Genomic DNA, 24,891 nt, shown 5'->3' with positions numbered 1-24,891 from the left:
CTATAATAAGTATGGAATGCCACTGAACAAAACGGGAAGGCGTTTCATACTTATATAAGGAGGTAGGTTGTATGAACATAAGTAAGTTTACACAAAAATCAATTGAGGCCATACAGAATACTGAAAAGATAGCAAATCAGTATGGTAACCAGGAAATTGATCAGGAACATTTAATATATGCGTTAGTGAATTTAGAAGATAGTTTAATTCTTAAACTTATTGAAAAAATGGAAATTCAGCCTGAACACTTTAAAAATAGAATTGAGCAGGCAATTGAAAAACGTACGAAAGTTCAGGGCGGAAACATGTACATGAGTCAGGCTTTAAATGATGTATTGATTAATGCAGAAGATGAAGCAAAAAGAATGGGTGATGAATATGTTTCAGTTGAACATTTATTCTTAATGCTTATTAAGAAACCAAACAAAGAAGTTAAGGAAATTTTTAGAGAATATGGAATTACAAGAGAGAGATTCTTAGGTGTTTTGGAACAGGTAAGAGGTAATGTAAGAGTTACATCAGATAATCCTGAAGGTACATACGATGCTTTATCAAAGTATGGTGAGGATTTGGTTGAAAAAGCAAGAAACCAGAAACTGGATCCTGTAATTGGACGTGATTCTGAAATAAGAAATGTAATTAGAATTCTTTCAAGAAAAACAAAGAATAATCCTGTACTTATTGGTGAACCCGGTGTTGGTAAAACAGCAGCAGTTGAAGGCTTGGCACAGCGAATTGTTAAAGGCGATGTGCCTGATGGCTTAAAGGACAAAAAGATTTTTGCCCTTGATTTGGGAGCCTTGGTTGCAGGTGCAAAGTACAGAGGTGAATTTGAGGAAAGATTAAAGGCTGTCCTTGAAGATGTTAAAAATAGTGAAGGTGAAATCATTTTATTTATTGATGAGCTTCACACAATAGTAGGTGCTGGAAAAACTGATGGTGCAATGGATGCAGGCAATATGTTAAAACCTATGCTTGCAAGAGGTGAATTGCATTGCATCGGCGCAACAACTTTAGATGAATATCGTCAGTATATTGAAAAGGATAAAGCTTTGGAAAGACGTTTCCAACCTGTTATGGTTAATGAACCAACAGTTGAAGACACAATTTCAATTCTTCGTGGATTAAAAGAAAGATATGAAGTTTTCCATGGTGTAAAAATTACTGATGGTGCCTTAGTTAGTGCAGCAACTTTATCTGACAGATACATTACGGACAGATTTTTACCTGATAAGGCAATTGACTTAGTAGATGAGGCGTGTGCCCTTATTAAAACTGAAATGGATTCAATGCCAACAGAGGTTGATGAATTAAGACGTAAAGTAATGCAGTTAGAAATTGAGGAAGCTGCCCTTAAGAAGGAAACAGATAATCTAAGCAAAGAAAGATTAGAAGAACTTCAAAAAGAACTTGCAGAGTTAAGAGATGATTTTAACAATAAAAAGGCAAAATGGGAAAATGAAAAGAATTCTGTAAACAGATTGCAGGAGTTAAGAGAAAAAGTTGAATCAGTTAAAAAAGAGATTGAGATGGCTCAAAACGAATACAATTTGGATAAGGCAGCTCAGTTACAGTATGGTACTTTACCTGAACTTCAGAAACAGTTAGAAGAAGAGGAAGCAAATGTTAAAAATAAAGATTTGTCACTTGTAAGGGAAAGTGTAACTGATGAAGAAATTTCAAGAATTATTTCCCGTTGGACAGGTATCCCTGTTGCAAAATTAACAGAGACAGAACGAAACAAAACATTACATCTTGATGAACAACTTCACAAGAGAGTTATAGGTCAGGACGAGGCTGTAACAAAAATTACAGAGGCAATTATACGTTCTAAGGCAGGAATTAAAGACCCAACAAAACCAATTGGTTCATTTTTATTCCTTGGACCTACAGGTGTTGGTAAAACAGAGCTTGCGAAAGCATTGGCTGAAAACATGTTTGATGATGAAAGTAATATTGTCAGAATCGATATGAGTGAATATATGGAGAAGTACAGTGTGTCAAGATTAATAGGAGCGCCTCCGGGATATGTTGGCTATGATGAAGGTGGTCAGTTAACAGAGGCAGTTAGAAGAAAACCATATTCAGTTGTGTTGTTTGATGAGGTTGAAAAAGCACATCCTGATGTATTTAATGTACTTTTACAGGTTTTAGATGATGGTCGTATTACAGACTCACAGGGTAGAACTGTAGATTTTAAGAATACAATTTTAATAATGACTTCTAACATTGGTTCACCATATTTGCTTGATGGCATTGACGACCAGGGTAATATTAAAGAAGAAAATCAGGAACTTGTAATGAATGACTTAAGAGGTCATTTCAGACCTGAATTCTTAAACAGACTAGATGAAATAGTAATGTTTAAGCCACTTACAAGAGAAAATATTGGTGGAATTGTTGATTTAATTATTAATAATTTAAATGAACGTTTAGCTGATAAAGAATTAAAGATTAGCCTGACACCGGCAGCTAAAAAGTACGTTGCTGATAACGGCTATGATCCGGTATATGGCGCAAGACCTTTAAAGAGATATTTGCAGAAAAATGTTGAAACATTGGCAGCAAAAGTAATCCTTGAAGGAAAGGTAAGCCTTGGAGATACAATTGTATTTGACGTGGAAGGTGATAAATTAGTAGTTAAATAAAATAATTGAGAATCAGATTAAAGAGAAACATTCTTATTGCTGAAAATGCAATGGGAATGTTTCTTTTTGTTTAATTGGAGATTGTTTTGAAACTAATAAAGAAAATTTAAGTATATATGAAAATAAGCCGATAAAATGACATATATTTAGATTCTATAATATGGAATTTTGAGAATTTGCAATAATTAAAAATATGTATTGACAGATTAAATATAAATGAGTATCATAAACATATGAACAATCATTCATATGTTTACGAAAGAAAGGAAGATATATGAAAAAAGAAGACAAATTAGATGTAGAAGTGAAAGAAGAAATAGACCACTGTTGTAATAAGAAACATGCAGAAGATATAGAACATTTAGATCATAATATGCCTGACGAAGGAACTTTATGTGACTTGGCGGAATTTTTCAAGGTGTTTGCAGATTCAACAAGAATTAAAATCCTATACGCATTATCTAACAAGGAATTATGTGTGTGTGATTTGTGGCAGGGATTGGGACTTACTCAATCTGCTGTATCTCATCAGCTAAGAATTTTAAAGCAGATGAGATTGGTTAAGTACAGAAAAGAAGGAAAGACTATATATTACTCATTAGATGACGATCATATCCAATCGATTTTAAATGGTGGATTAGAGCATGTAATGGAATAGTTATTCTTTTAATAAAATGCCGCTGACCAAAGGGAGGGCAATACATATTTTTTAGGAGAAAACAAAATGAACGAAGTTTATTTTTAGAATGTTTTCGACGAAATGCCGATAATCAAAGGAAAGGAACAATACATATAATAGTAGGAGGAAAAGAGATGAGATTGCAGGAGAATATAAAAAACAGAAAAATGATGCATCATGACGATACTGCAGGACATGGACATAATCATGAACATGATGGCTGCTGTTGCGGACATGAACATGATCATGAGCATCATCACGACCACGATGATTGCTGTGTAAATGACCATGACCACGATGGCTGTTGTTGCGGACATGAACATGGACACAGTCATGGACATGGATGTGATTGTTGTGAAGATGGTGTAGAAATTGAAAAGAATAAAACAATAGCGGGAGTTGCAGTATTCCTTGTGGCTTTTGTGGTTTTCCATATACCGGGACTATTTAAGTCATTTAGTGATACAACAATGGAAAACATAGAATTAGTAGCATTTTTACTTATTTACTTAGTTACAGCAAAGGACATTGTTTTAAATGCCATTAAAAACTTATTTAAGGGCAAGGCATTAGATGAACAGTTCCTTATGTCAGTTGCAAGTTTAGGTGCATTTATTGTAGGCGAATATCCTGAAGCCTGTGCCGTTATGTTGTTCTACATGGTTGGGGAATTGTTTCAGGATTATGCAGTAGATAAGTCAAGAGATTCTATTACAGAATTAATGGATATCAGACCTGATTATGCAAACATATTAAAGAAAGATGGAACTATTGAAAAGGTTGATCCTAACAAGGTAAAAGTAGGAGATACAATTATTGTAAAACCTGGTGAAAAAGTTCCACTTGATGGTGTAATTATTGAAGGTCAGGGAACGCTTGATACATCAAGTCTTACAGGAGAAAGCCTTCCAAGAGAAGTAGGCACGAAGGAAGCTGTTATTAGTGGTTCAATAAGTGTAAGCGGTGTTCTTACAATTAAAGTTACAAAAGCATTTGGAGAATCAACGGTTTCAAAGATTCTTGAATTAGTAGAAAATGCAAGTAGCAAAAAGGCAAAAACAGAAAGATTTATTACAAGATTCGCAAAAGTTTACACACCAATAGTTGTTGGCCTAGCGATTGCATTGGCAATTGCGCCACCACTTATAATGGCAACAACAGGTTCAAGCATTACTGATTTCTACGGTGTATGGAGCCCATGGATTTATAGAGCACTTACATTCTTAGTAGTTTCATGCCCTTGTGCGTTGGTTATTTCAGTTCCACTTAGTTTCTTCGCAGGAATTGGAGCCGCTTCAACAAAAGGTGTTTTAGTTAAGGGAAGCAACTATTTAGAGTTAATCTCAAAATGTGACACTGTAGTATTTGATAAGACAGGTACATTAACAAAGGGTGTTTTCAAAGTAAGTAAGATTAATGCTAATGTAGACGAAAAGAAATTCCTTGAAATGGCAGTTGTTGCTGAAATGTATTCTAATCATCCAATTGCAAAATCATTAAAGGATGAATTAATTAACAAAGACAAGAGCGTATTTGATGGCATTCAGGCAAGACAGAAAGACATTAAGATTGAAGAAATTCATGGTAGAGGAATTAAGGCAGAATTAGATGGTAGTGAAATTTTAGCCGGCAATGGCAAATTATTGGATATGTTCAAGATTCCTTACGAAAAAACCGGGGAAATAGGAACTATTGTTTATGTTGCTGTTGATAACCAGTATTTAGGATATGCCGTAATAGAAGATACAGTAAAAGAAACATCATTAGAAACAATTAGGCAGTTAAAGTCATTAGGTGTAAAAAACACTGTTATGCTTACAGGTGACAGAAAAGAAATTGCTGAAAAAATAGCAAAGGAATTAAATCTCGACAGTGTTTATTCAGAATTACTTCCTGAAGATAAGGTAAGACATGTTGAGGAACTTCTTAAAACAAGTGGAGTTTTAGCGTTTGTTGGTGATGGTGTAAATGATGCTCCTGTACTTGCAAGAGCTGATATCGGTATTGCCATGGGCGCAATGGGAAGTGATGCGGCAATTGAAGCAGCAGACATTGTTTTGATGGATGATAATCCTAAAAATATTGGCAAAGCAATTAAGATTGGCCGTAAGACAATGGGCATTGCTAAACAGAACATTATATTTGCTTTAGCTGTTAAAGTTTTAGTATTAATACTTGCAGCAGTTGGTATTGCATCAATGTGGGCAGCTGTTTTCGCAGATGTTGGTGTATGCGTGGTTGCTATTTTAAATGCAATGAGAGCAGGAAAATTAAAATAGAAAAACATATTCTGTAAGAAATGTTCATAAGATAAATAATAATATGTACAGAAGGTTTTTTATGAAAAAATTATATGTATTAGTAATTTTTGCATTAGTTGTGCTAAATGTTTTTCTTTGGGGCGTTTTGGTCATTAATAATCTAAATGAAAAAAACAACAGGCTTAATGAAACTACAACTTATAAAAAACAACCAAAAGTTAAAAACAATGGTATCAAAAAAACAGATTCAAAAATATCGAAACCAAAAGTAGCAATTACTTTTGATGATGGACCAAGCACAGTTTACACAAAAATACTTTTAGATGGTTTAAAAGAACGTGGCGTTAAAGCTACGTTCTTTTTGACAGGTCAGGAAATACAATACAGCAAAGCAGTTGTTAAAAGAATGGCAAGAGAAGGGCATATAATTGGTAATCACACCTATTCCCATATTGATTTGAAAAAGGTAAACTATGCTCAGGGAAAAGATGAAATAGAAAAAACAAATAACATTATTAAGGATTTAACAGGAAAAAAGCCGGAATATATAAGACCACCTTACGGCGACTGGGACAAAAGGCTAATGAATGAAACAGATATGTCAATTGTGTTATGGAGTGTGGATCCTGAAGACTGGAAAGACCAAAATGCCAATATAGTTGCCAACAGAGTGATTAAAAACACCTCCGATGGTGACGTGATTTTGTTACATGATATTTTTAAAACTTCAGTGGATGCAGCGTTTATTATAATTGATGATCTACGGGAAAAAGGCTATGAATTTGTTACAATAGATAAAATAGACAGTGTAAAAGTAATAAAAAATAAGAACATTAACAAATAAAATATTGTTAAAAACATACACGGATGTTATACTGTCATAGATGTAAAAAAACAAGAAAAGAGGATAGTATGATTAAGTATTTAACAATTTTTTTAATATCAATGGTACCTATTGTTGAGTTAAGAGGGGCACTACCATACGCAGCAGTATTCGGTTTGCCAATGGTTCCATCTTACATAATCTGTGTAATAGGGAATATGCTTCCGGTACCATTTATTTTCTTTTTTGCAAGAAAGGTATTAATATGGGGGGCTGATAAGAAAGTTATAGGAAAGTTTTTCACATGGTGTCTTGATAAAGGAGAACGTGGTGGAGAGAAATTAAAGTCAAAAGCAGGAAAAGGTTTATATGTGGCATTACTTCTTTTTGTAGGAATTCCACTTCCGGGAACAGGCGCCTGGACAGGAACATTAGCCGCAAGCTTTTTAGACATGGACTTTAAGAAAAGTGTTATTGCATGTATGGGAGGAGTACTACTTGCAGGTGTAATAATGGGAACATTAAGTGCATTGGGAGTAACAGCTTTTTCAGTAGCATTTTAACGTAAGAATAGAGATTACAACAATGTTTGAAGTTTTCAAACGTGGAAATTGGAGTAAATAATGAGCAAAAAACAAATGAATTATGATTATATGTATAAGGGCAAAAAGAACGGTTCCCCAATGAGAACAGGTTATGAAAAATATACACCTGGAATTGTTGGGAAAATCGCTCTTGGAATTACAGTTCCTTCAGCATTAATTGCCTTAATATCTGTTTTAATAGCAGCTTTTGGAATGATACAGGCAATAGTAGTTACATTCTTTACTTTTATTATTGCTTTCGTAGGAAGTGTTGTTATTGCCATAGATATTGTCAGATTTAACAGACAGCAGAAGAAAGCAACAGACAAAAGGGAAGGCCCAAAGGAAATGGATATTATGAGAATAGTTCATTTGCTTATTGGTGTTGCCGCAGGTGTTATTATAGGTTATTTAATCTGGGGTGTTAAACATTAATTATATGGAGGAAATATAATGAGTCAGTTACCAAAGGATCCTGTAATGCTGCTTAGCGTAGTTAATACAAATCTTAGAGATTTTTATTCAAGTCTTGATGAATTTTGCAGTGCAAAAGATGCAGATAAGAATGAAATAGTTAATGCATTATCAGCAATAGGATATGAATATAATGAGGAAAGTAATCAGTTTAAATAAAGATTACATAAAAAGTGGGTATTTATTACGAATGACTGTAATAAATACCCACTTTTTTATATCTTATAATATTAAGAAAAATTAGCTTTTTCTACGTTTGCTTAATGGAACATATTTTGTTGGTTCAGCAACGTTCTTATATGCAGGACGAATAATTTTACCTGCATTAATGATTTCTTCAATTCTATGAGCACTCCAACCTGACATTCTTGCAGCTGCAAAAAGAGGTGTATATAACTCGTCAGGAAGACCTAACATTGAATATACAAAACCACTGTAGAAGTCTACATTGGCACTTACAACTTTTTTACGTTTATGTGCTTTTGAAATTACATCAGGTGCAAGACGTTCAACATTCTTGTATAATGCTAATTCATCAGTACGACCTTTTTCAACAGCAAGCTTTTCTGTAAACTGTTTAAGAAGAATTGCTCTAGGATCAGATATGGCGTAAACTGCATGTCCAATACCGTAAATAAGACCTGACTTATCGTACAGTCTCTTATCAAGTATACCACGAAGATATTTCTTGATTTCTTCATCGTCATTCCAATCATTAACAGCTTCCTTCATGTTGTCAAACATACGCTTAACCTTTACGTTAGCACCACCATGTCTAGGACCTTTTAAAGAACCAAGAGAAGCGGCAATGGCTGAGTATGTATCAGTACCTGATGAAGATACAACGTGAGTAGTGAAAGTAGAGTTGTTACCACCACCATGCTCAGCGTGTAATACTAAAGCTAAATCTAATATTTTGGCTTCCAGTTTTGTGTATGTACTGTTTGGTCTAAGCAGTCTTAAAATATTTTCAGCTGTCGAAAGATTTGGATCCGGATTAATAATATGTAAGTCATCACCATAATGATAATGTCTCATTGCGTGATAACTGTAAACAGATATTAATGGAACTCTTGAAATAAGACTGATACACTGTCTTACAACATTTGGTATGGATGTGTCATCGGGATTGTCATCCCATGAATAAAGAGATAAAACACATCTTGCCAATTGGTTCATCATATCTGAACTTGGTGCTTTCATTATAATATCTCTAACAAAAGTAGCAGGTAACGTTCTGTATTCTGCAATTACTTTATTAAAATTTTCTAATCTGCGGGCTGTTGGTAATTCGCCAAATAAAAGAAGATATGTAACTTCTTCAAATCCAAAACGGTTTTCTTTAATAAAACCATTAACAATATCATTTATATCAATTCCACGATAAAACAACCTGCCTTCACAAGGAACCGGTTTACCATCGACAATATTAAATGAGTGAACATCACCGATTTCTGTTAGCCCTGTAAGAACACCCTGACCACCTTTTTCACGAAGACCACTTTTTACGTTGTATTTGTCATATAAAGTAGGGTCAATACATGAATTAGTTATGCATCGGTCAGCATATTTGCTTATTTGTGGCATTAATTTTTCTTCGTCTACATGTTTACGAATATTTGGCATAAAATGTGCCTCCTCTCTGTAACAATAAAATATGTAATTATGTAAAAATTAATAAAAGTAATTAATCTGCTAAATAAAATTAAATGGCAGGTTAATTAAATAAATAAACTGTAATGAGATTTGTACTTTCACAGTTTAACACTTTAATTAAGTATTTTACCATAAAATAGCATTTTTCTCAATGAGTGTTAAAAATATAGATTATTTCTTCATATTCTTATTTTTATGTGGTAGAATATGTAGGAATATGGGGTTATATACCCTAATATAAATGATTATGCAGAAGCAAGAGACGAAATCTTTTGAGAATGTAATTATTTTAATTAAAAAAATTAGAACAAAAGAGGCAAAAAATGGATATTTTTGACTATGCAAGAAATATAAATAGTGAAAAGGAATCGCCTTTGGCAAGTAGACTTAGACCAACAACTTTAGAGGAAGTAGTTGGTCAGGAACATATAATAGGCAAAGGCAAATTATTATATAGAGCAATTAAAGCCGACAAAATAAGTTCGGTTATTTTTTATGGTCCTCCGGGAACGGGAAAAACTACATTGGCGAAAGTAATTGCCAATACTACAAGTGCAGAGTTTACGCAACTTAATGCAACAGTAGCAGGTAAAAAAGACATGGAAGAAGTTGTTGAAAAAGCCAAAAACAACATGGCTATGAGTGGTAAGAAAACAATTCTTTTTGTAGATGAGATTCACAGATTTAATAAGGGACAGCAGGATTATCTGTTACCTTTTGTAGAAGATGGAACGGTAATCTTAATAGGTGCAACAACTGAAAATCCATATTTTGAAGTAAACACAGCTTTAATATCAAGATCAATTATTTTTGAACTACAACCACTTACGGCAGAAAATATTAAAACCCTGATATACAGAGCTGTTAATGATGCAGAAAAAGGTATGGGTGTATATAATGCGGTTATTGATGAGGAGGCGGTAGACTTCTTAGCAGAACTTTCAAACGGTGATGCAAGAACTGCCCTTAATGCAGTGGAACTGGGAGTTTTAACAACTGATCCAGGTGAAGACGGAAAGATTCACATAACCCTACAGGTGGCAGAACAGTGTATTCAAAAAAGAGCCCTTAGATATGACAAAGGTGGAGATAATCATTACGATACTATTTCTGCATTTATAAAAAGTATGCGAGGTTCTGATCCTGACGCAGCAGTGTATTATCTGGCAAAAATGCTTTATGCAGGAGAAAGTGTTGATTTTATAGCAAGAAGAATTATGATTTGTGCTGCCGAAGATGTAGGACTTGCAAATCCACAGGCATTAGTTGTAGCAACATCTGCGGCTGATGCAGTTCACAGAGTGGGTATGCCTGAAGCGCAGATTATTTTATCAGAAGCTGTTATTTACGTGGCAACTTCTCCAAAAAGCAATGGGGCATGCAATGCAATTTTTAGTGCCATGTCTACTGTTAAGAATACAACAACAGAGAAGGTGCCAACTCATTTAATGGATGCTCATTACAAAGGGTCGGCTAAACTTGGACATGGAATAGGTTATAAATATGCTCACGATTATCCAAATCATTATGTGGACCAGCAGTATTTACCTGATGGTCTTGTAGGAACGAAGTTTTATGAGCCCGGTGATTTAGGATACGAGCAGGAAGTAAAAGAGTATTTTAAGTTAATAGGAAAATAATTTTTGAGGTAATTTAATTGAAAGTATTAATGGAAAGACTTGCATCAGGTAATGTTTCATACGAAATTGCTGATGCTTTAATATCTGAAAATAAAATAACTGTTGAACTGGATGCTGATGAAACTATTGAAGGTGACATTGCAATTGTTGGAAAAAACTCAATGGACATAAAAGGGATTGGGTATTCTTCAGACAGCCATTTTGTGTTTAGATACAATCAGTTTAACGGTATAAAAAATAGATTACATTATATTATAAATGGGAAAAATCTTGTACCAAACAAAGTGTGTATAGGAAAAATAAATATAATAACAACAGCAGGTGAATTTGAGATACCTTTTGAAATAAAAGTAAAAGAAAGGGAAATTGTTACAGAAATAGGAGTGCTAAAAACACTTGAGGACTTTGTGGAATACGTTAGAACTAATTATGACGAAGCCTTGATTTTGTTTATTTCAAAGGATTTTTCTGAATATTTCTTAAAGGGTGATAATCATGGTATAGCTCTCTATAAGCAGTTAATGAGAAACGCAAATAGAGATGTTGCCTTAGAAGAATTCATGGTTGCAATGGGCTTAAAAGAACCTGTAAAAATATCATTAAAAAGTGAAACAAAAGAATATGAGAATTTAACAGACAATTATGGTGACACATTAATTATTACAAGAAACACATGGGGCTATGCCGAAATTGATGTGGAATTAGAGGGAGAGTTTTTCTATAACTGTAAGGAAAGAATTACAAGTGAACAGTTTAACGGAAAGATAATGGAATATTCTTACTATTTAAACACTGCAAAGCTTCATTGTGGCATGAATGAAGGAAAGATTATTTTTAAAACAGCAGGTGGAAAAGAAGAATGCAAGGTTGTTGTAAAGAATCCAAAAAATGACAACAGTGATTATATAAAGCTAAGAACAACAGACGGTTTCTTAATAAAGAATTATTTGAAATTTAGAACAGGTAACATAACAGGCAGAAAGTGGATTGATGATGCGGCAGATATTGCTGAACAGAGATTAACTGTAGATAACAGTGATATTACAGGTAATCTGTTAAAGGCGCAGGTGGCTATTCTTAATAACAACAAAGAACTTGCCAAGTTAGCATTAGATGAGTTAGCTAAATATATTCAAGACAGCAATCCTAAAAATGTAATTGCCTACTGTTATTATTTATATCTGGCAGCTTTGTACAAGAACGAATATGACTTTACAAATGAAGCTAAGAAAAAAATAGAACAGTATTATGAGGGTGGTCACGATAACTGGCAGATACTTTGGATTTTATTTAATATGGACAGCAGATATGACGAAAATCCAAGTCTTAAATACACATTAATTAAAAGAATGTTTAATAAAGGCTGTACAAGTCCTGTTATGTATTATGAAGCTGCTAAAATCATTAATAAGCAGCCTGAACTTCTTCGTGTAATGAACAGATTTGAAATTCAGGTTTTAAACTTTGCAGGAAAATATTCAATGGTAAAAGTAGAGCTTGCAAAGCAGGCAGCTGACCTTATGAATAGCGAGAGAAGTTTTAAGCCGTTATATATTGATATTTTAAGCAGAATTTATAAAGAAACTAAGGACAATGAAGTTTTAACTTCAATATGCAGTGAAATAATTAACAGCGGAAAAATCAGTAATGAATATTTTAAGTGGTTAAGAGAAGGTGTAAGAAAAGAATTAAAAATTACTAACCTTTATGAATACTACATATATTCAATAGACACTAACAGTTATGAACCACTGGAGAAAACAGCCTACAAATATTTTTCTTATGGTACAGATACATTGGTTTATAACAAGGATTATTTTTATGCCAATATGCTTGAAAACTTAGGAAAAAATGATGAACTATATCCTAAGTACAAAGCCGGCTTGGAGAAATATGTAACAGAACAGTTGCTTAAAGGAAACAACAATATACATTTAAAGAAAATATATTCGTATATATTAGATGATGAATTTTTAGATGGTAACTTAGATGAATATATGCCTGGAATTATGAACACTTATAGAATGAAGGTTAATAATCAGGACATAACAAATGTTATTGTTTCCCACAAAGAAGTGGAAAGTATACAGAGCATGCCATTAACAGATGGTGAAGCGTATATTACATTGTATACAAAAGAGCCGGTAATTGTTTTCATTAATCATAGTGGAAAAGTATTAGCAGATGTAGATTATACCATGGAAAAAATGGAGGTTACGGCACCACTTACAAAGACAGGCAATAATCTAATGACAATGCTATGTCAGTTAGAAGATGTTATGGATTCTCCTGAAAAATATGTAGGGCAGGTTGTACAGCTTAAAGAAATAGAAGAATCTGACACATTAACAGTTGAGTTTAAAAATTACTTAAAAGAGTTTATTGTTGACTATTATTACAAGGAATTTGATAAGGGACAGTTTGATGACTATATACTTGAGTTTGACATGGAAGAATTGTCAATGGCATCAAGAAACAAGTTACTTGAAATTCTAATTAAAAAAGAACTTTGGGAAAAGGTTATGCCATATTTAGATAAGTATGGTTATTTGTCAATTAACGAAGGTCTTTTAGAAAAAGTCTGCAGGCATTATGTTGCAGAACAACACTACAGTGAAAATGAATTATTAACAGAAATCTGTGGTTATGTATTTGAGAAAGGCTGTACGGATGAGGCTGTTCTTAAATACATGGCTAAATACTATAATTCAGGAACAGAGAATTTGTACAAACTTTATACTCAAATGAAAGCAATGAATATAACAGACAATGAATTTGTAGAAAAATTACTTGTACATGTTATTTTTGAAGGACAGGTTAATGACAGATTATATGAATTGTATAAAGAGTATATAAAAGGCGTAACAAGAACAGTAATAAGAAAAGCATTTTATAGTTATGTAACATACAATTATTTTGTTAAAAAAATCCAATGTCCGGATAGTGTTTGGGAGATTTTGGAACAGGAATATTTTAACGGGTTGGCAACACCTGTTATTGTTAAAATAGCTTTTGTGGAAAAAATGTCCTCGAAAACTAATATTACTGAAAGACAAATTAAAATTTGTGAAGGATTAATAAAGAGTCTTGTTAAGGATAAGATTATTTTTCAGTTTTATAAAAAGTTTAACAGATGGTTTAAAATACCATTTGACTTAATAGACAAAACAATAATTGATTATAGAACTAATCCAAAACACAGAGTTAATATTGTTTATACAATTAACAAAAACGGTGGTGAACAGGTAGAAAATACTGAAGAAATGAATAGCATTTATCCGGGGATTTTTACAAAGAATATCATTATGTTCTATGGGGAAAAAATTACTTACAAGATTTTAGAATATTCTGATGAGTATCCTTATGGAAAAGAAGTTGCAACTGACTCAATATGTATTAGTGAGAAAAATACATACAATGATGAAAGTAGATTTGGAATGATTAACAGTATGATGATATGCCGAAAAATTGGAAGAGAAGACGCAGCAAGAGAAATGATGCAGTCTTATCAATTGTGTAAGGAAGCAGGTAGAGAAATCTTCAAATTACTATAAATTATTGTAGAAAACACAGAAATATATTTGAGACACAAAAACAAGGGAGGAATGAAAGTTGGCAAAAGAAATAATTTTAGGAATTGATTTTTCAAGAGATTATTCACAACTATCATATTTAGATGATACAGGAAAACCAAAGTCGGTTAGTATAGGAACAGAAAGTAACTATCTTATACCAACTGCGGTTTGCTTTAACAGTGAACTAAAAGAGTGGTCTGCAGGAGATGAGGCAATAAACAAAAGCCACAGTGAAAACAGCAGACTGATTAAGGAACTACCTTTATTATTTAATGAGGATACAGAAGAAGATGTAGGGAAAATAATGACGGTTTTCTTTGCATATTTATTGAAACTTGCAGTTAATCAATGTAATGGAAGACTTATAAAAAATATTTTAGTAACTGTTGAGGAAGTTAATCAAAATGTACTAAAAGGCATAAAAGAAGTTTTGACTGACCTAGGTTACCAGGAAGATGATATCAGAGTAATAAGTCATTCTGAAAGTTTTGTTTATTATACACTTAATCAGAATAAAGACATTTGGATTAACAAAGTTCTGTTTTTGGAGTTAAACGAATACGAATTTGCCTGCAGACGTTTAGAGGTTGTAAGAGGTCGTGAACCACATGTTGCCGATGTGAAAGTAGAAGATTTAAGCAATCTTTTTGACTTGGAAATGGCAAAAAAAGACATTCATTCATGTGATAGAATTTTGGCAGATTACATGGATGAGTTATTAAAGAAACATGTAGTTTCAGGAATTTATTTGTCAGGTGCTGGTTTTTATCTTGATGGCTGGCAGAAGACTCTTCAGACAATCTGCAGAAACAGAAGAGTATTCAAAGGTAATAATTTAATTGTAAAAGGTGCGGCATACGGAGCAAAAGAATGTTTCCTGCCACCTACTCTTGATAAATATCTTATTTCATGTAAAGGAAGAACAAGAGTAAAGATAACAATGGCTGTAGAATACAAAGGTAAGGACAGTAACATAACCTTATCAAACATTGGAGATTACTGGTATGATGCAACATCGAAAATGGAATGCATTATGGAAAAGCCAACAAAAGCAGTTTTTGAAATTCAGGATTTAATTAATCATTCTAACGATACATTCAAAATTGACTTAAGGGATTTTCCTGAAAGAGAGCCCAACACCACAAGAATAGAAGTTGATTTCAGATATGTGGAAGAAAACAAATTTGAAATAACAATAAAAGATTTAGGCTTCGGTGACTTTTTTGAAAGTTCAGGTATGACTGTCACAAGAGAAGTGACTTTACAGTAAATCATGGAAAGGCAAGGTACAAAACGTGAACTATATTAGATTATGTACAACTCATTGTGATAAACCTTTTTACATAAAAGAAGTAAATAAAAATATTTATTCAATTGAGGAATTAAGTTATTATCTGTACAATTATCTGTATTTAATTGATGACAAATTTTTCAGTGATGAGTTAATAGATTACATCGACAAGGATTTAAAGCAGCATAATATTGCAGCAGGCATCAAACAGATAATTGCTAATGAAGGTGAAATTGGTGAGAAGATTGCTTATGTTATAAAAAACTCAGAGTATTTTACAGATAAAATGGCTGAAAAGCTGGGTAATCATTTAGAGGCTCTTTGCTCAAAAACAGCAGCAGAAAGATGGAAGGCAAAAGCTGACATTCTAATGGATACTGAAAAATATAACATGGCAATAACTTATTATAACAACATATTAAGTAAGGCAATTAACAATGATTTGCCAGAGAGATTTTATGGTGATGTGTACAACAACTTAGGTGTTGCCTATGCAAGACTTTTTGAGTATGAACAGGCAGCAGCAGCTTTTAGAAGTGCTTACAGATTAAACAAAACCAACGAATCTTTAGAATCAATTATTATGTGTGATCTTATTACAGATAACGACAAAAGATTGAAAATAGACCAAAACAAATATTCAGTAACTGACACTGTTGTAAACAGACTTCGTTCCGAACTTATAAAAATGAAAGTAGAAATTCAGTCAGATTGGGATAAGGAAAAAGAAGAAGATTTTATAAGAAAATGTCAGAAAGAATATATTGTAGAAATTAATAGTTAAAATAAATATCCGGTAATTATAATTGCAGTATTGCTTGCAATAAGTCTTGCTTTATCAATAATTATCGAATTGATGAAAAAGTATTTGGGATATAATAAAATGACTGATAAAATCAGAGAAAAAGTTGACAAACATAAATAAAATTTATATTATATTTCTATATGTCAAATGCGATGATGAAAAGGAGTAGCAAATAACCTTTGACAGAGAGAAGGGAATGGTGGAAGCCCTTTAGAGAAGTGTTTGTGAAGGTAGTTTCTAAGCAGTTGTGGTGAGAAAGAGTTTATTAGCCACAATCGGTTCGTCTCCGTTATAGGATAAGAGAAGAGATAAATGAAGGTGGTACCGCGAATTTATTCGCCCTTTAGTGCTACCATTGGAATACAGAAGAAAAAGAGTAGCGTTGCTGCTCTTTTTTCTTATATGTGTACTAATTGACAAAAATAGACACACATTGCCACCAGCCGAAGGCAGGGCAAAGTTACAGGAGGAAAAAATGAAGGAAATTGAGAAGAATTACAATCCCGCAGAGATTGAAGACAGACTTTATGAGAAGTGGCAGGAGAAGAAATACTTCCATGCAGAAGTAGACAGAAGTAAGAAACCATTTACTATTGTTATGCCACCTCCAAATATTACAGGACAGCTCCACATGGGACATGCCCTTGATAATACAATGCAGGATATTTTAATTAGATTTAAAAGAATGCAGGGCTATGAAGCTTTATGGCTTCCTGGAACTGACCATGCATCAATTGCTACAGAAGCAAAGATTGTAGAAAAGATGCGTGAAGAAGGCGTAAAAAAAGAAGATATTGGAAGAGAAGCTTTTCTTGACAGAGCATGGGAATGGAAGAAACAGTATGGTGGACGTATTGTTTCACAGCTTAAGAAGATTGGTTCTTCATGTGACTGGGACAGAGAAAGATTCACAATGGATGAAGGCTGCTCAAAGGCCGTAAAAGAAGTATTTGTTAATTTATATAATAAGAAACAGATTTATCGTGGTGAAAGAATCATCAACTGGTGTCCACACTGCTTAACATCAATTTCTGATGCAGAAGTAGAATATGAAGATCAGGCTGGTAAGTTCTGGCATTTAAGATATCCTTTAACAGATGGTTCAGGCTATATTCAGCTTGCTACAACAAGACCTGAAACATTACTTGGTGATACAGCAGTAGCAGTAAACCCAAATGATGACAGATATAAAGATTTAGTAGGAAAGACTCTTACACTTCCTTTAGTTGGAAGAGAAATTCCTATTATTGCTGATGACTATGTAGGTATTGATTTTGGTACAGGTGTAGTTAAGATTACACCAGCCCATGACCCTAACGATTTTGAAGTTGGACTTCGTCATAACTTACCTGTCATTAATGTATTAACAGATGATGCTAAGATTGTTGATGATTATCCAAAGTACGCAGGTATGGACAGGTATGAAGCAAGAAAAGCAATTGTTGAAGACTTAGACAAAGAAGGCTTCCTTGTTAAGATTGAAGACCATGAACACAACGTTGGTACATGCTACAGATGTCATACAACTATTGAACCTAGAGTATCAAAACAGTGGTTTGTAAAAATGGACGAACTTGCAAAACCTGCAATTGACGCTGTTAAGAATGGCGATACAAAATTTGTACCACCACACTTTGACAAAACATATTTCCACTGGCTTGAAAATATTCGTGACTGGTGTATTTCGCGTCAGTTATGGTGGGGACACAGAATTCCTGCGTTCTACTGTGATGACTGTGGAGAAATGGTTGTAACAAAAGAAGACCATGCTACATGTCCATGCTGTGGTAAAGAAATGAGACAGGACCCTGATACACTTGATACATGGTTCTCATCAGCATTGTGGCCATTTAGTACACTTGGTTGGCCTGACAAGACAGAAGAGTTAGATTATTTCTATCCTACAAATGTTTTAGTAACAGGATATGATATTATTTTCTTCTGGGTAATCAGAATGATGTTCTCAGGACTTGAACATATGGGAGAAGTTCCTTTTAATACAGTATTAATACATGGTTTGGTTCGTGATTCTCAGGGACGTAAAATGAGTAAGTCTCTTGGAAACGGTATTGATCCACTTGAAGTAATTGATAAATACGGTGCAGATGCATTAAGATTTACACTTATTACAGGTAATGCACCAGGTAACGACATGAGATTCTACTGGGAAAGAGTAGAAGCATCAAGAAACTTTGCTAACAAAGTATGGAATGCTTCAAGATTTATTCAGATGAATCTTCCTGAAGAAAATATTGATTTAAGTAAGAAACCTGAAAATCTTACAGATGCAGATAAGTGGATTTTATCAAAAGTTAACACTTTAGCCAAAGATGTGACAGAAAATCTTGATAAATTTGAACTTGGTATAGCAGCCGACAAAATTTACAACTTTATTTGGGAAGAATTTTGTGACTGGTATATTGAAATGGTTAAGCCAAGATTGTACAATGATAGCGATGATACAAAACAGGCTGCATTATGGACACTTAAGAAAGTATTAATTGATTCATTAAAACTTTTACATCCATATATGCCATTTGTTACAGAAGAAATATTCTGTACAATTCAGGACGAAGAAGAATCAATCATGATTTCAGCATGGCCTGAATATACAGAAGAAAATACTTTTGCAAAAGAAGAAGCTGCAGTTGAAACAATCAAGGAAGCTGTACGTTCAATTAGAAATATCAGATCAGAAATGAATGTTGCACCTAGCAAGAAAGCAAAAGTATTTGTTGTATCAGATGATGCTAACATAAGAGAAATTTTTGAGAAGGGTAATGTTTTCTTTGCAACACTTGGATATGCAAGTCAGGTAATTATACAGGAAGACAAGACAGGTATTGAAGATGATGCAGTATCAGTTGTTATTCCTAAGGCAACAATTTACATGCCATTTGCTGAACTTGTAGATATTGAAAAAGAAAAGGAACGTCTTGAAAAAGAAGTAACAAGACTTGAAAAGGAACTAGCACGTGTTAATGGAATGCTTTCAAATCCTAACTTTGTAAGTAAGGCTCCTGAAAAGAAGATTAACGAAGAAAAGGAAAAGAAAGCTAAATACCAGCAGATGATGGAACAGGTTAAAGAGCAGTTATTAAGATTATCTTAATGACTATAACCTAAGGAGGTTATTATGATTAATTTTGATGAGGAAATAAAGAAATTTCATCCTAGTCTTGAAATAGAAGAGGCAGAAGATGCCATATATAACAATAATATTTCAGACATAACAGATGTTATGATACAGATGATTAACGAGTTAAAATCAGAAGAATAACAGTGAAGGATGGAAAAATAAATGATTTGCTACAATTGTGGAAATGTACTTACCAACAGTGACTACTGTAGTCATTGTGGTATGGATGTTAGTGTATACAAAAGAATAGTAAGATTGTCTAACACATATTACAATGCCGGTCTGACAAAAGCAAGAAACAGAGACTTATCCGGTGCTGCTGATACACTTAGACGATGTGTAAAATTAAATAAGCGAAACATTGATGCCAGAAACCTGCTTGGGCTTGTTTATTTTGAAATGGGTGAAACTGTACAGGCATTCTCAGAATGGGTTATGAGTACAAATATACAGCCAAATAACAATCCGGCAGATAAATATCTTCTTGCAATCCAGCAGGAAAAAGGCAAGGTAGATGAGTTAAACCATACAATTAAGAAGTTTAACGTGGCTTTAGACTATGCCAGAAACGGCACAGATGATATGGCTATAATACAGCTTAAAAAGGTTCTTAATCAGAATCCTAACTTTATTAAGGCATATCAGTTACTGACTCTTTTATATACAAAGAATGGTCAATATGAAAGAGCCAAAAGAACAATAAAGAAATCTATGAAAATAGATAAATGTAATCCCTTAAGTATCAGATATTTACGTGAAATAAATGAATACATTGAGGATGAAAAGAAAAATGATCCTGATAAGAGAATGGAGAGAAGAAGAAGTTTAAGAGGTGTTATGGTGGACAGACCATATTTAAGTGGTAATGACACAATAATGCCAAAGGAAAACTTCAAGGATGCATTAACAGGTGCCCAGAGCATTATGTATGTAATCGTTGGTATCTTATTAGGAGCAGCCCTAGTTTACTTTATAGTTACACCTGCAAGAATATCCAGTGTAACAAGTAAGGTAAATGACACAAAGGTTGAATATAATCAGAAGATTGCAATAAAGAATTCAACAATATCTGAGTTACAGAATCAGGTTGAAACTCTTAAGTCAGACAAGAAGAAGTTGAAAACAAGTCTTGCACAGTATACAGGCACAGGAAATACAATTAGTTCAAACTATAGTAACCTGTTAGAAGCTGTTCAGTATTTTATTGCAAAAGATTATACAAAGAGTGCCACAGCTTTAGAAAATGTAGACAGCAAGATGAAGATGGATTCAGAATCATTTACATCTGTTTATAATACTTTAAACAGCAATTTGTCATCTAAAGTGGAACAGTTAGCATTCAATGCAGGTATGGATGCCTATGAAAGTGCTAACTATAATGAGGCAATAAAACAGTTTACAAAAGCTCTTGACGCCAACTCTGAAAATGATGAGGCTATGTACTACTTAGGATATTCTTATAGAAGAAAAGGTGATTCTAAAAATGCTAAAAAGTGGTTCAAGGAAATTGTTGATAAGCATCAGGATTCAGATTTTTATTCAAGAGCACAGAATCTGTTAAATGACAGTGGAACAGAATAAATTAATATTAATTTACTAAAGAGAAGAACAAAAAAGTTCTTCTCTTTTTCTTTTGCAAAACAGTATTCTAAAGAATACTTTATTAATAAAAAATAAGGAGGACAGTATGGAAGTTTTATATGAAGTGAGAGGAGACAATTTGTTTATTTATTTACCGGAGGAGTTGGATCATCATAATGCCAAAATAATAACAGAACAGTCAGACTGGTACATAATATCAAACCAGATAAAAAATATTGTATTTAATTTTTCTAATACGAATTTTATGGACAGTTCAGGTGTTGGCGTAATTATGGGCAGATACAAGCTTATAAAGCCAAGAGGGGGCAATGTTACGGTAACTAACATAAACAAGGCAATTGACAGAATTTTAACGATTTCAGGGCTATATAAAATCGTAAGTAAGACTGAGACATCAAGTTTAGCACAATTATAGGAGGTTAAGATGGAAAATAATATGAGTATGGTGTTTGATGCAAAATCAGAAAATGAAGGATTGGCAAGAATGGTAATAGCAGCTTTTATTACGGAACTTGATCCTACAATTGAAGAGTTAAATGACGTCAAAACAGCAGTTTCCGAAGCTGTGACAAACTCAATAATTCATGGTTATAACGGCACAGAGGGAAAAGTGTACATGGATTGCAGTTTGGATATGGAAGAAAATGAAAATCATGGCACATTAAAAATAACTGTAAAAGATAAGGGCGTTGGCATCGAAAATGTAGAGAAGGCTAAAGAACCGCTTTTTACAACTAAACCGGAACTTGAGCGTTCCGGTATGGGATTTATGTTTATGGAAATGTTTATGGATGATTTATATGTGGAATCAAAATTACATAATGGAACAACTGTGTGCATGACTAAGAAAATAAAAAATAATAGAAAATAAGATAGAGGGAGTATGGATACAATAAATCTAATAAAACAAGCTCACATGGGAGACAAAAATTCCAGAGATCAGATTCTCATTGAAAATACTCCGCTAATATGGAGTATTGTGAAAAGATTTCTTGGGAGAGGCTACGAAGGAGAGGATTTATTTCAGATAGGGTGTATTGGTATGTTAAAGGCAATTGACAGATTTGACTTAAGTCTTAATTTGTCTTTTTCAACTTATGCAGTACCTTTAATTACAGGAGAAATCAGAAGATTTTTAAGGGATGACGGAATTATAAAAATAAGTCGGACAATAAAAGAAAATCAAAACAAAATCCTGCTGGAAAAAGGACAAATTGAAGAAAAAGAAAACAGAGAGCCTACAATAGAGGAACTCTCTGTTAAATGCGATATATCAAAAGAAGACGTAGTTATTGCTTTAAATGCAATGGGCGCTGTTCAATCCATAGACAAAGAAATTGCTTATGGAAACAGTGAGAAAAAAATAACCTTAGGGGAAAAAATAGAAGATAAGACACAGAGTCAGGAAAAAGTAATTAATAAACTGTTTGTAAAACAAATATTAGAAACGTTAGAGGAAAAAGAGAAAACAATAATTGTTTTAAGATATTTTAAAAATAAAACACAGTCGGAAATTGCTAGTAAGCTGGGACTGACTCAGGTTCAGATTTCCAGATTAGAAAAGAAAATTCTAAAAAAATTAAGAGCACAAGTAAATTTTTAAAAAAATGGAATATTCCACAACTTACTGGAGATAATGTTATAAAACAATTAACTAACAATTTCTATAAGTTTTGGTTAATGAAAGAAATTGAGGAACATTGATTTATTTTTAGTAAGAGGTGGAATATGAAATTTGTAAAAATTATTTTAATAGTAGCAGTTGCTTTGACCATGGCATTGGGAGGCATTTATTTAATGTCGGAAAAAAAGGAAACAACAGAAATTAAGGCGGCAGTTTTAATTTAAAAATGAGTGATACATTATATATCAAAATGGATCAATGTGTGGAAGTAACTAAAAGTTACGTGACAATAGGTGACCTTGGAAAATTAGAGTGCAAAAATAAAACAGTTGTAAACAGACTAAAACCAATCAAACTTCTAAATGACAATTCTAATGGTAAAAAACGATATATTGTTTCGATTATGAAGATATTTGAAATAGTAGATAAAGAATTTGAAAATGTAGATGTACAAAGCATAGGAGAAACAGACTGTATAATTGAATTTAAAAAAGCAAACAGTGATAATAAAGCCTTTGAAATCTTAAAAGTCATAGGTATATGTATAATATTATTTTTTGGTGCAGGCTTTTCCATTATGTCTTTTAACAACGATATTACCATCGGAGCAATGTTTGAAAAAATATGCAAGCTGGTTGCCGGCAGCAAAAATACAGGTAAGACTGTTATGGAAGTATCGTATTCCATTGGCTTAGCAGTTGGAATACTTGTATTTTATAATCATTTCGGACCTAAAAAACTCTCAAAAGATCCTACACCTATTGAGGTAGAAATGAGAAAATATGAAACTGAAATCAATCAGGCATTAATTGACGGTCATAACAGACAGGACGGAAAAATGGATGTTAAATAATAGCTATAAGATTAACATTTAAACAACTATTAAAAGGAAAGATTATGATATTAAAATATATAATTTTAGCACTAATTGCTTTTGGCGGTGGAGCAGTCATTTCCGGAGCTGTCTTTGCGTTAATTACATCAACAGGTGTAGTTACAAGGATGGCTGACACTTCAAGAACTGCAAAGCATGTTAGAGCGTATGAAAGTGCAATTGTTTTTGGCGGTGCATGGTGGAATTTATTTTGGACATTCTCAATAAGTCTACCTTTTGCTCATAATATAGCACAGGGATTCCAACTGATAATGGGGCTGACACAGGGAATCTTTGTTGGTTGCCTCGCAGTTTCATTGGCAGAAGCACTTAACGGAACAGCAATTTTTTCAAGAAGAGTAAAACTGAAATACGGTTTAAACTTTATAATTTTGTCAGTGGCTTTGGGAAAAATGATGGCATCGTTAATACAGTTTGCAAACGACATGGCAAAAAAATAACAGCAAGATAAATAATATAAGCTAAGAAAGACTAACATAAGCAAGATAATTTTGGATAGAAGAGGATAATATAAAAAAGGCAATTTAAGATTGGAAAGGATAATTTATGGCTAGTGAAGAAAAGAAAAAAGCCTACAATGAATATGTAGAAAGAATAACTCCTAATAATAATTTGTTTAAGGATATGTGGAATGCATTCTGGATTGGAGGTTTAATATGTTTAATGGGACAGGTTATAAATGAAATTTTTATGAATTTCGGTATGGGAAAAGAGAATGCAGCAGCTTTTACAACGTTGGTTCTAATATTAGAAAGTGTTATTTTAACAGGAATTGGTCTATATCCTAAAATTGCAAAAGTAGGCGGGGCCGGCTGTCTTGTACCTATTACGGGATTTGCCAATGGTGTAGCTTCACCGGCAATTGAATTTCAGGCAGAAGGGCAGGTTTTCGGTGTAGGTGCCAAAATTTTTACCATTGCAGGACCTGTAATACTATATGGGATTTTTAGCAGTTGGCTTGCAGGAATTGTATATTGGATATTAAAATTACTGAATGTAATATAGTGGAATAATTAGAATATAAAATTATTAAATTATATGTTAGACAAGTTTTTAGTTTTAAATTATTGAGCATTTTTTAGATAGTGACAAATATCAAGCGAAAAAATAGTGGAAAAAAGAGATAGTGAAAAAAACGAAATAATTTGTAACATTTTTATATTTGCCAATTGTAGAACCTTTATGTATTATAAAA

At 33.1% G+C, this 24,891-nt stretch carries 21 protein-coding genes and 1 other annotated feature; of the genes, 20 read left to right on the top strand and 1 reads right to left on the bottom strand.

The annotated features are described in order from the left end of the window. Positions 1-71 precede the first annotated feature (71 nt). From clpB to ACQY63_RS04405, 7 genes are all read left to right on the top strand, one after another. Positions 72-2,648: an ATP-dependent chaperone ClpB gene (gene clpB, locus ACQY63_RS04435; protein ID WP_302689768.1), complete on the top strand. Its 2,577-nt coding sequence runs from the start codon at positions 72-74 to the stop codon at positions 2,646-2,648. 274 nt (positions 2,649-2,922) lie between these two features. After that, positions 2,923-3,306: an ArsR/SmtB family transcription factor gene (locus ACQY63_RS04430; protein WP_022165829.1), complete on the top strand. Its 384-nt coding sequence runs from the start codon at positions 2,923-2,925 to the stop codon at positions 3,304-3,306. A gap of 155 nt (positions 3,307-3,461) precedes the next feature. Continuing rightward, on the top strand, positions 3,462-5,606 hold the full coding sequence (locus ACQY63_RS04425) for a heavy metal translocating P-type ATPase (RefSeq protein ID WP_428244789.1): 2,145 nt from the start codon (positions 3,462-3,464) through the stop codon (positions 5,604-5,606). Positions 5,607-5,667: 61 nt separating this feature from the next. Next, entirely contained in the window at positions 5,668-6,432 is a 765-nt protein-coding gene (locus ACQY63_RS04420; protein ID WP_412622225.1) for a polysaccharide deacetylase family protein, read from the top strand. Positions 6,433-6,500: 68 nt separating this feature from the next. Then, positions 6,501-6,974: a COG2426 family protein gene (locus tag ACQY63_RS04415; protein ID WP_302689772.1), complete on the top strand. Its 474-nt coding sequence runs from the start codon at positions 6,501-6,503 to the stop codon at positions 6,972-6,974. Positions 6,975-7,034: 60 nt separating this feature from the next. Further along, positions 7,035-7,430, top strand: coding sequence for a hypothetical protein (locus tag ACQY63_RS04410; protein ID WP_022165833.1), 396 nt, complete (start codon positions 7,035-7,037; stop codon positions 7,428-7,430). A gap of 18 nt (positions 7,431-7,448) precedes the next feature. Next, on the top strand, positions 7,449-7,628 hold the full coding sequence (locus ACQY63_RS04405) for a DUF4250 domain-containing protein (protein ID WP_412622223.1): 180 nt from the start codon (positions 7,449-7,451) through the stop codon (positions 7,626-7,628). A gap of 81 nt (positions 7,629-7,709) precedes the next feature. On the opposite strand, the gene ACQY63_RS04400 is transcribed toward ACQY63_RS04405, so the two are convergent. Continuing rightward, positions 7,710-9,095 carry a citrate/2-methylcitrate synthase gene (locus ACQY63_RS04400; RefSeq protein WP_428244788.1) on the bottom strand — a complete coding sequence of 462 codons (1,386 nt, stop codon included), beginning with the start codon at positions 9,093-9,095 and terminating at the stop codon, positions 7,710-7,712. Positions 9,096-9,448: 353 nt separating this feature from the next. On the opposite strand from ACQY63_RS04400, the gene ACQY63_RS04395 reads away from it, so the two are divergent. From ACQY63_RS04395 to ACQY63_RS04335, 13 genes are all read left to right on the top strand, one after another. Beyond that, the gene (locus ACQY63_RS04395) at positions 9,449-10,765 is read left to right on the top strand and encodes a replication-associated recombination protein A (RefSeq protein WP_022165836.1); all 1,317 of its coding nucleotides are present in this window, start codon (positions 9,449-9,451) and stop codon (positions 10,763-10,765) included. 17 nt (positions 10,766-10,782) lie between these two features. Continuing rightward, complete coding sequence (locus ACQY63_RS04390; RefSeq protein ID WP_428244787.1) at positions 10,783-14,319, top strand: DUF5717 family protein; 3,537 nt, start codon at positions 10,783-10,785, stop codon at positions 14,317-14,319. Between the two features lie 58 nt (positions 14,320-14,377). Further along, complete coding sequence (locus tag ACQY63_RS04385) at positions 14,378-15,610, top strand: DUF5716 family protein (RefSeq protein ID WP_022165837.1); 1,233 nt, start codon at positions 14,378-14,380, stop codon at positions 15,608-15,610. A 25-nt stretch (positions 15,611-15,635) separates the two neighbouring features. Continuing rightward, positions 15,636-16,415, top strand: coding sequence for a tetratricopeptide repeat protein (locus ACQY63_RS04380; protein ID WP_117998904.1), 780 nt, complete (start codon positions 15,636-15,638; stop codon positions 16,413-16,415). A gap of 164 nt (positions 16,416-16,579) precedes the next feature. Then, positions 16,580-16,783, top strand: a binding site (T-box leader). Positions 16,784-16,911: 128 nt separating this feature from the next. After that, complete coding sequence (locus ACQY63_RS04375; protein ID WP_428244786.1) at positions 16,912-19,548, top strand: valine--tRNA ligase; 2,637 nt, start codon at positions 16,912-16,914, stop codon at positions 19,546-19,548. A 24-nt stretch (positions 19,549-19,572) separates the two neighbouring features. Continuing rightward, the gene (locus tag ACQY63_RS04370; protein WP_022165840.1) at positions 19,573-19,716 is read left to right on the top strand and encodes a hypothetical protein; all 144 of its coding nucleotides are present in this window, start codon (positions 19,573-19,575) and stop codon (positions 19,714-19,716) included. A gap of 21 nt (positions 19,717-19,737) precedes the next feature. After that, positions 19,738-21,156 carry a tetratricopeptide repeat protein gene (locus ACQY63_RS04365; RefSeq protein ID WP_428244785.1) on the top strand — a complete coding sequence of 473 codons (1,419 nt, stop codon included), beginning with the start codon at positions 19,738-19,740 and terminating at the stop codon, positions 21,154-21,156. A 106-nt stretch (positions 21,157-21,262) separates the two neighbouring features. Continuing rightward, positions 21,263-21,592 carry an STAS domain-containing protein gene (locus ACQY63_RS04360; RefSeq protein ID WP_022165841.1) on the top strand — a complete coding sequence of 110 codons (330 nt, stop codon included), beginning with the start codon at positions 21,263-21,265 and terminating at the stop codon, positions 21,590-21,592. 9 nt (positions 21,593-21,601) lie between these two features. After that, positions 21,602-22,048 (top strand): anti-sigma F factor, encoded by a 447-nt coding sequence (gene spoIIAB, locus ACQY63_RS04355; RefSeq protein WP_022165842.1) that lies wholly within the window; start codon positions 21,602-21,604, stop codon positions 22,046-22,048. Positions 22,049-22,060: 12 nt separating this feature from the next. Further along, positions 22,061-22,780 carry a SigB/SigF/SigG family RNA polymerase sigma factor gene (locus ACQY63_RS04350; RefSeq protein ID WP_022165843.1) on the top strand — a complete coding sequence of 240 codons (720 nt, stop codon included), beginning with the start codon at positions 22,061-22,063 and terminating at the stop codon, positions 22,778-22,780. A gap of 247 nt (positions 22,781-23,027) precedes the next feature. Further along, complete coding sequence (locus ACQY63_RS04345; protein WP_022165845.1) at positions 23,028-23,654, top strand: stage V sporulation protein AA; 627 nt, start codon at positions 23,028-23,030, stop codon at positions 23,652-23,654. Between the two features lie 44 nt (positions 23,655-23,698). Next, a complete protein-coding gene (locus ACQY63_RS04340) occupies positions 23,699-24,136 on the top strand; it encodes a stage V sporulation protein AB (protein WP_022165846.1) in 438 nt (145 codons plus the stop codon). A gap of 106 nt (positions 24,137-24,242) precedes the next feature. Continuing rightward, the gene (locus ACQY63_RS04335; RefSeq protein WP_022165847.1) at positions 24,243-24,701 is read left to right on the top strand and encodes a SpoVA/SpoVAEb family sporulation membrane protein; all 459 of its coding nucleotides are present in this window, start codon (positions 24,243-24,245) and stop codon (positions 24,699-24,701) included. Positions 24,702-24,891: the final 190 nt, after the last annotated feature.

This window comes from Eubacterium sp. Marseille-QA0814 (assembly GCF_965119675.1).
Lineage (GTDB): Bacteria > Bacillota > Clostridia > Lachnospirales > Lachnospiraceae > Eubacterium_G.
The sequence above is the reverse complement of the archived record's forward strand: the minus strand, read 5'-3'. Positions and strand labels throughout refer to the sequence as shown.

Bases quoted from the DNA above. Each gene is read 5' to 3' on its own strand.
- clpB (WP_302689768.1), top strand. From the start codon at position 72: ATGAACATAAGTAAGTTTACACAAAAATCAATTGAGGCCATACAGAAT.
- ACQY63_RS04430 (WP_022165829.1), top strand. From the start codon at position 2,923: ATGAAAAAAGAAGACAAATTAGATGTAGAAGTGAAAGAAGAAATAGAC.
- ACQY63_RS04425 (WP_428244789.1), top strand. From the start codon at position 3,462: ATGAGATTGCAGGAGAATATAAAAAACAGAAAAATGATGCATCATGAC.
- ACQY63_RS04420 (WP_412622225.1), top strand. From the start codon at position 5,668: ATGAAAAAATTATATGTATTAGTAATTTTTGCATTAGTTGTGCTAAAT.
- ACQY63_RS04415 (WP_302689772.1), top strand. From the start codon at position 6,501: ATGATTAAGTATTTAACAATTTTTTTAATATCAATGGTACCTATTGTT.
- ACQY63_RS04410 (WP_022165833.1), top strand. From the start codon at position 7,035: ATGAGCAAAAAACAAATGAATTATGATTATATGTATAAGGGCAAAAAG.
- ACQY63_RS04405 (WP_412622223.1), top strand. From the start codon at position 7,449: ATGAGTCAGTTACCAAAGGATCCTGTAATGCTGCTTAGCGTAGTTAAT.
- ACQY63_RS04400 (WP_428244788.1), bottom strand. From the start codon at position 9,095: ATGCCAAATATTCGTAAACATGTAGACGAAGAAAAATTAATGCCACAA.
- ACQY63_RS04395 (WP_022165836.1), top strand. From the start codon at position 9,449: ATGGATATTTTTGACTATGCAAGAAATATAAATAGTGAAAAGGAATCG.
- ACQY63_RS04375 (WP_428244786.1), top strand. From the start codon at position 16,912: ATGAAGGAAATTGAGAAGAATTACAATCCCGCAGAGATTGAAGACAGA.
- ACQY63_RS04370 (WP_022165840.1), top strand. From the start codon at position 19,573: ATGATTAATTTTGATGAGGAAATAAAGAAATTTCATCCTAGTCTTGAA.
- ACQY63_RS04365 (WP_428244785.1), top strand. From the start codon at position 19,738: ATGATTTGCTACAATTGTGGAAATGTACTTACCAACAGTGACTACTGT.
- ACQY63_RS04360 (WP_022165841.1), top strand. From the start codon at position 21,263: ATGGAAGTTTTATATGAAGTGAGAGGAGACAATTTGTTTATTTATTTA.
- spoIIAB (WP_022165842.1), top strand. From the start codon at position 21,602: ATGGAAAATAATATGAGTATGGTGTTTGATGCAAAATCAGAAAATGAA.
- ACQY63_RS04350 (WP_022165843.1), top strand. From the start codon at position 22,061: ATGGATACAATAAATCTAATAAAACAAGCTCACATGGGAGACAAAAAT.
- ACQY63_RS04345 (WP_022165845.1), top strand. From the start codon at position 23,028: ATGAGTGATACATTATATATCAAAATGGATCAATGTGTGGAAGTAACT.
- ACQY63_RS04340 (WP_022165846.1), top strand. From the start codon at position 23,699: ATGATATTAAAATATATAATTTTAGCACTAATTGCTTTTGGCGGTGGA.
- ACQY63_RS04335 (WP_022165847.1), top strand. From the start codon at position 24,243: ATGGCTAGTGAAGAAAAGAAAAAAGCCTACAATGAATATGTAGAAAGA.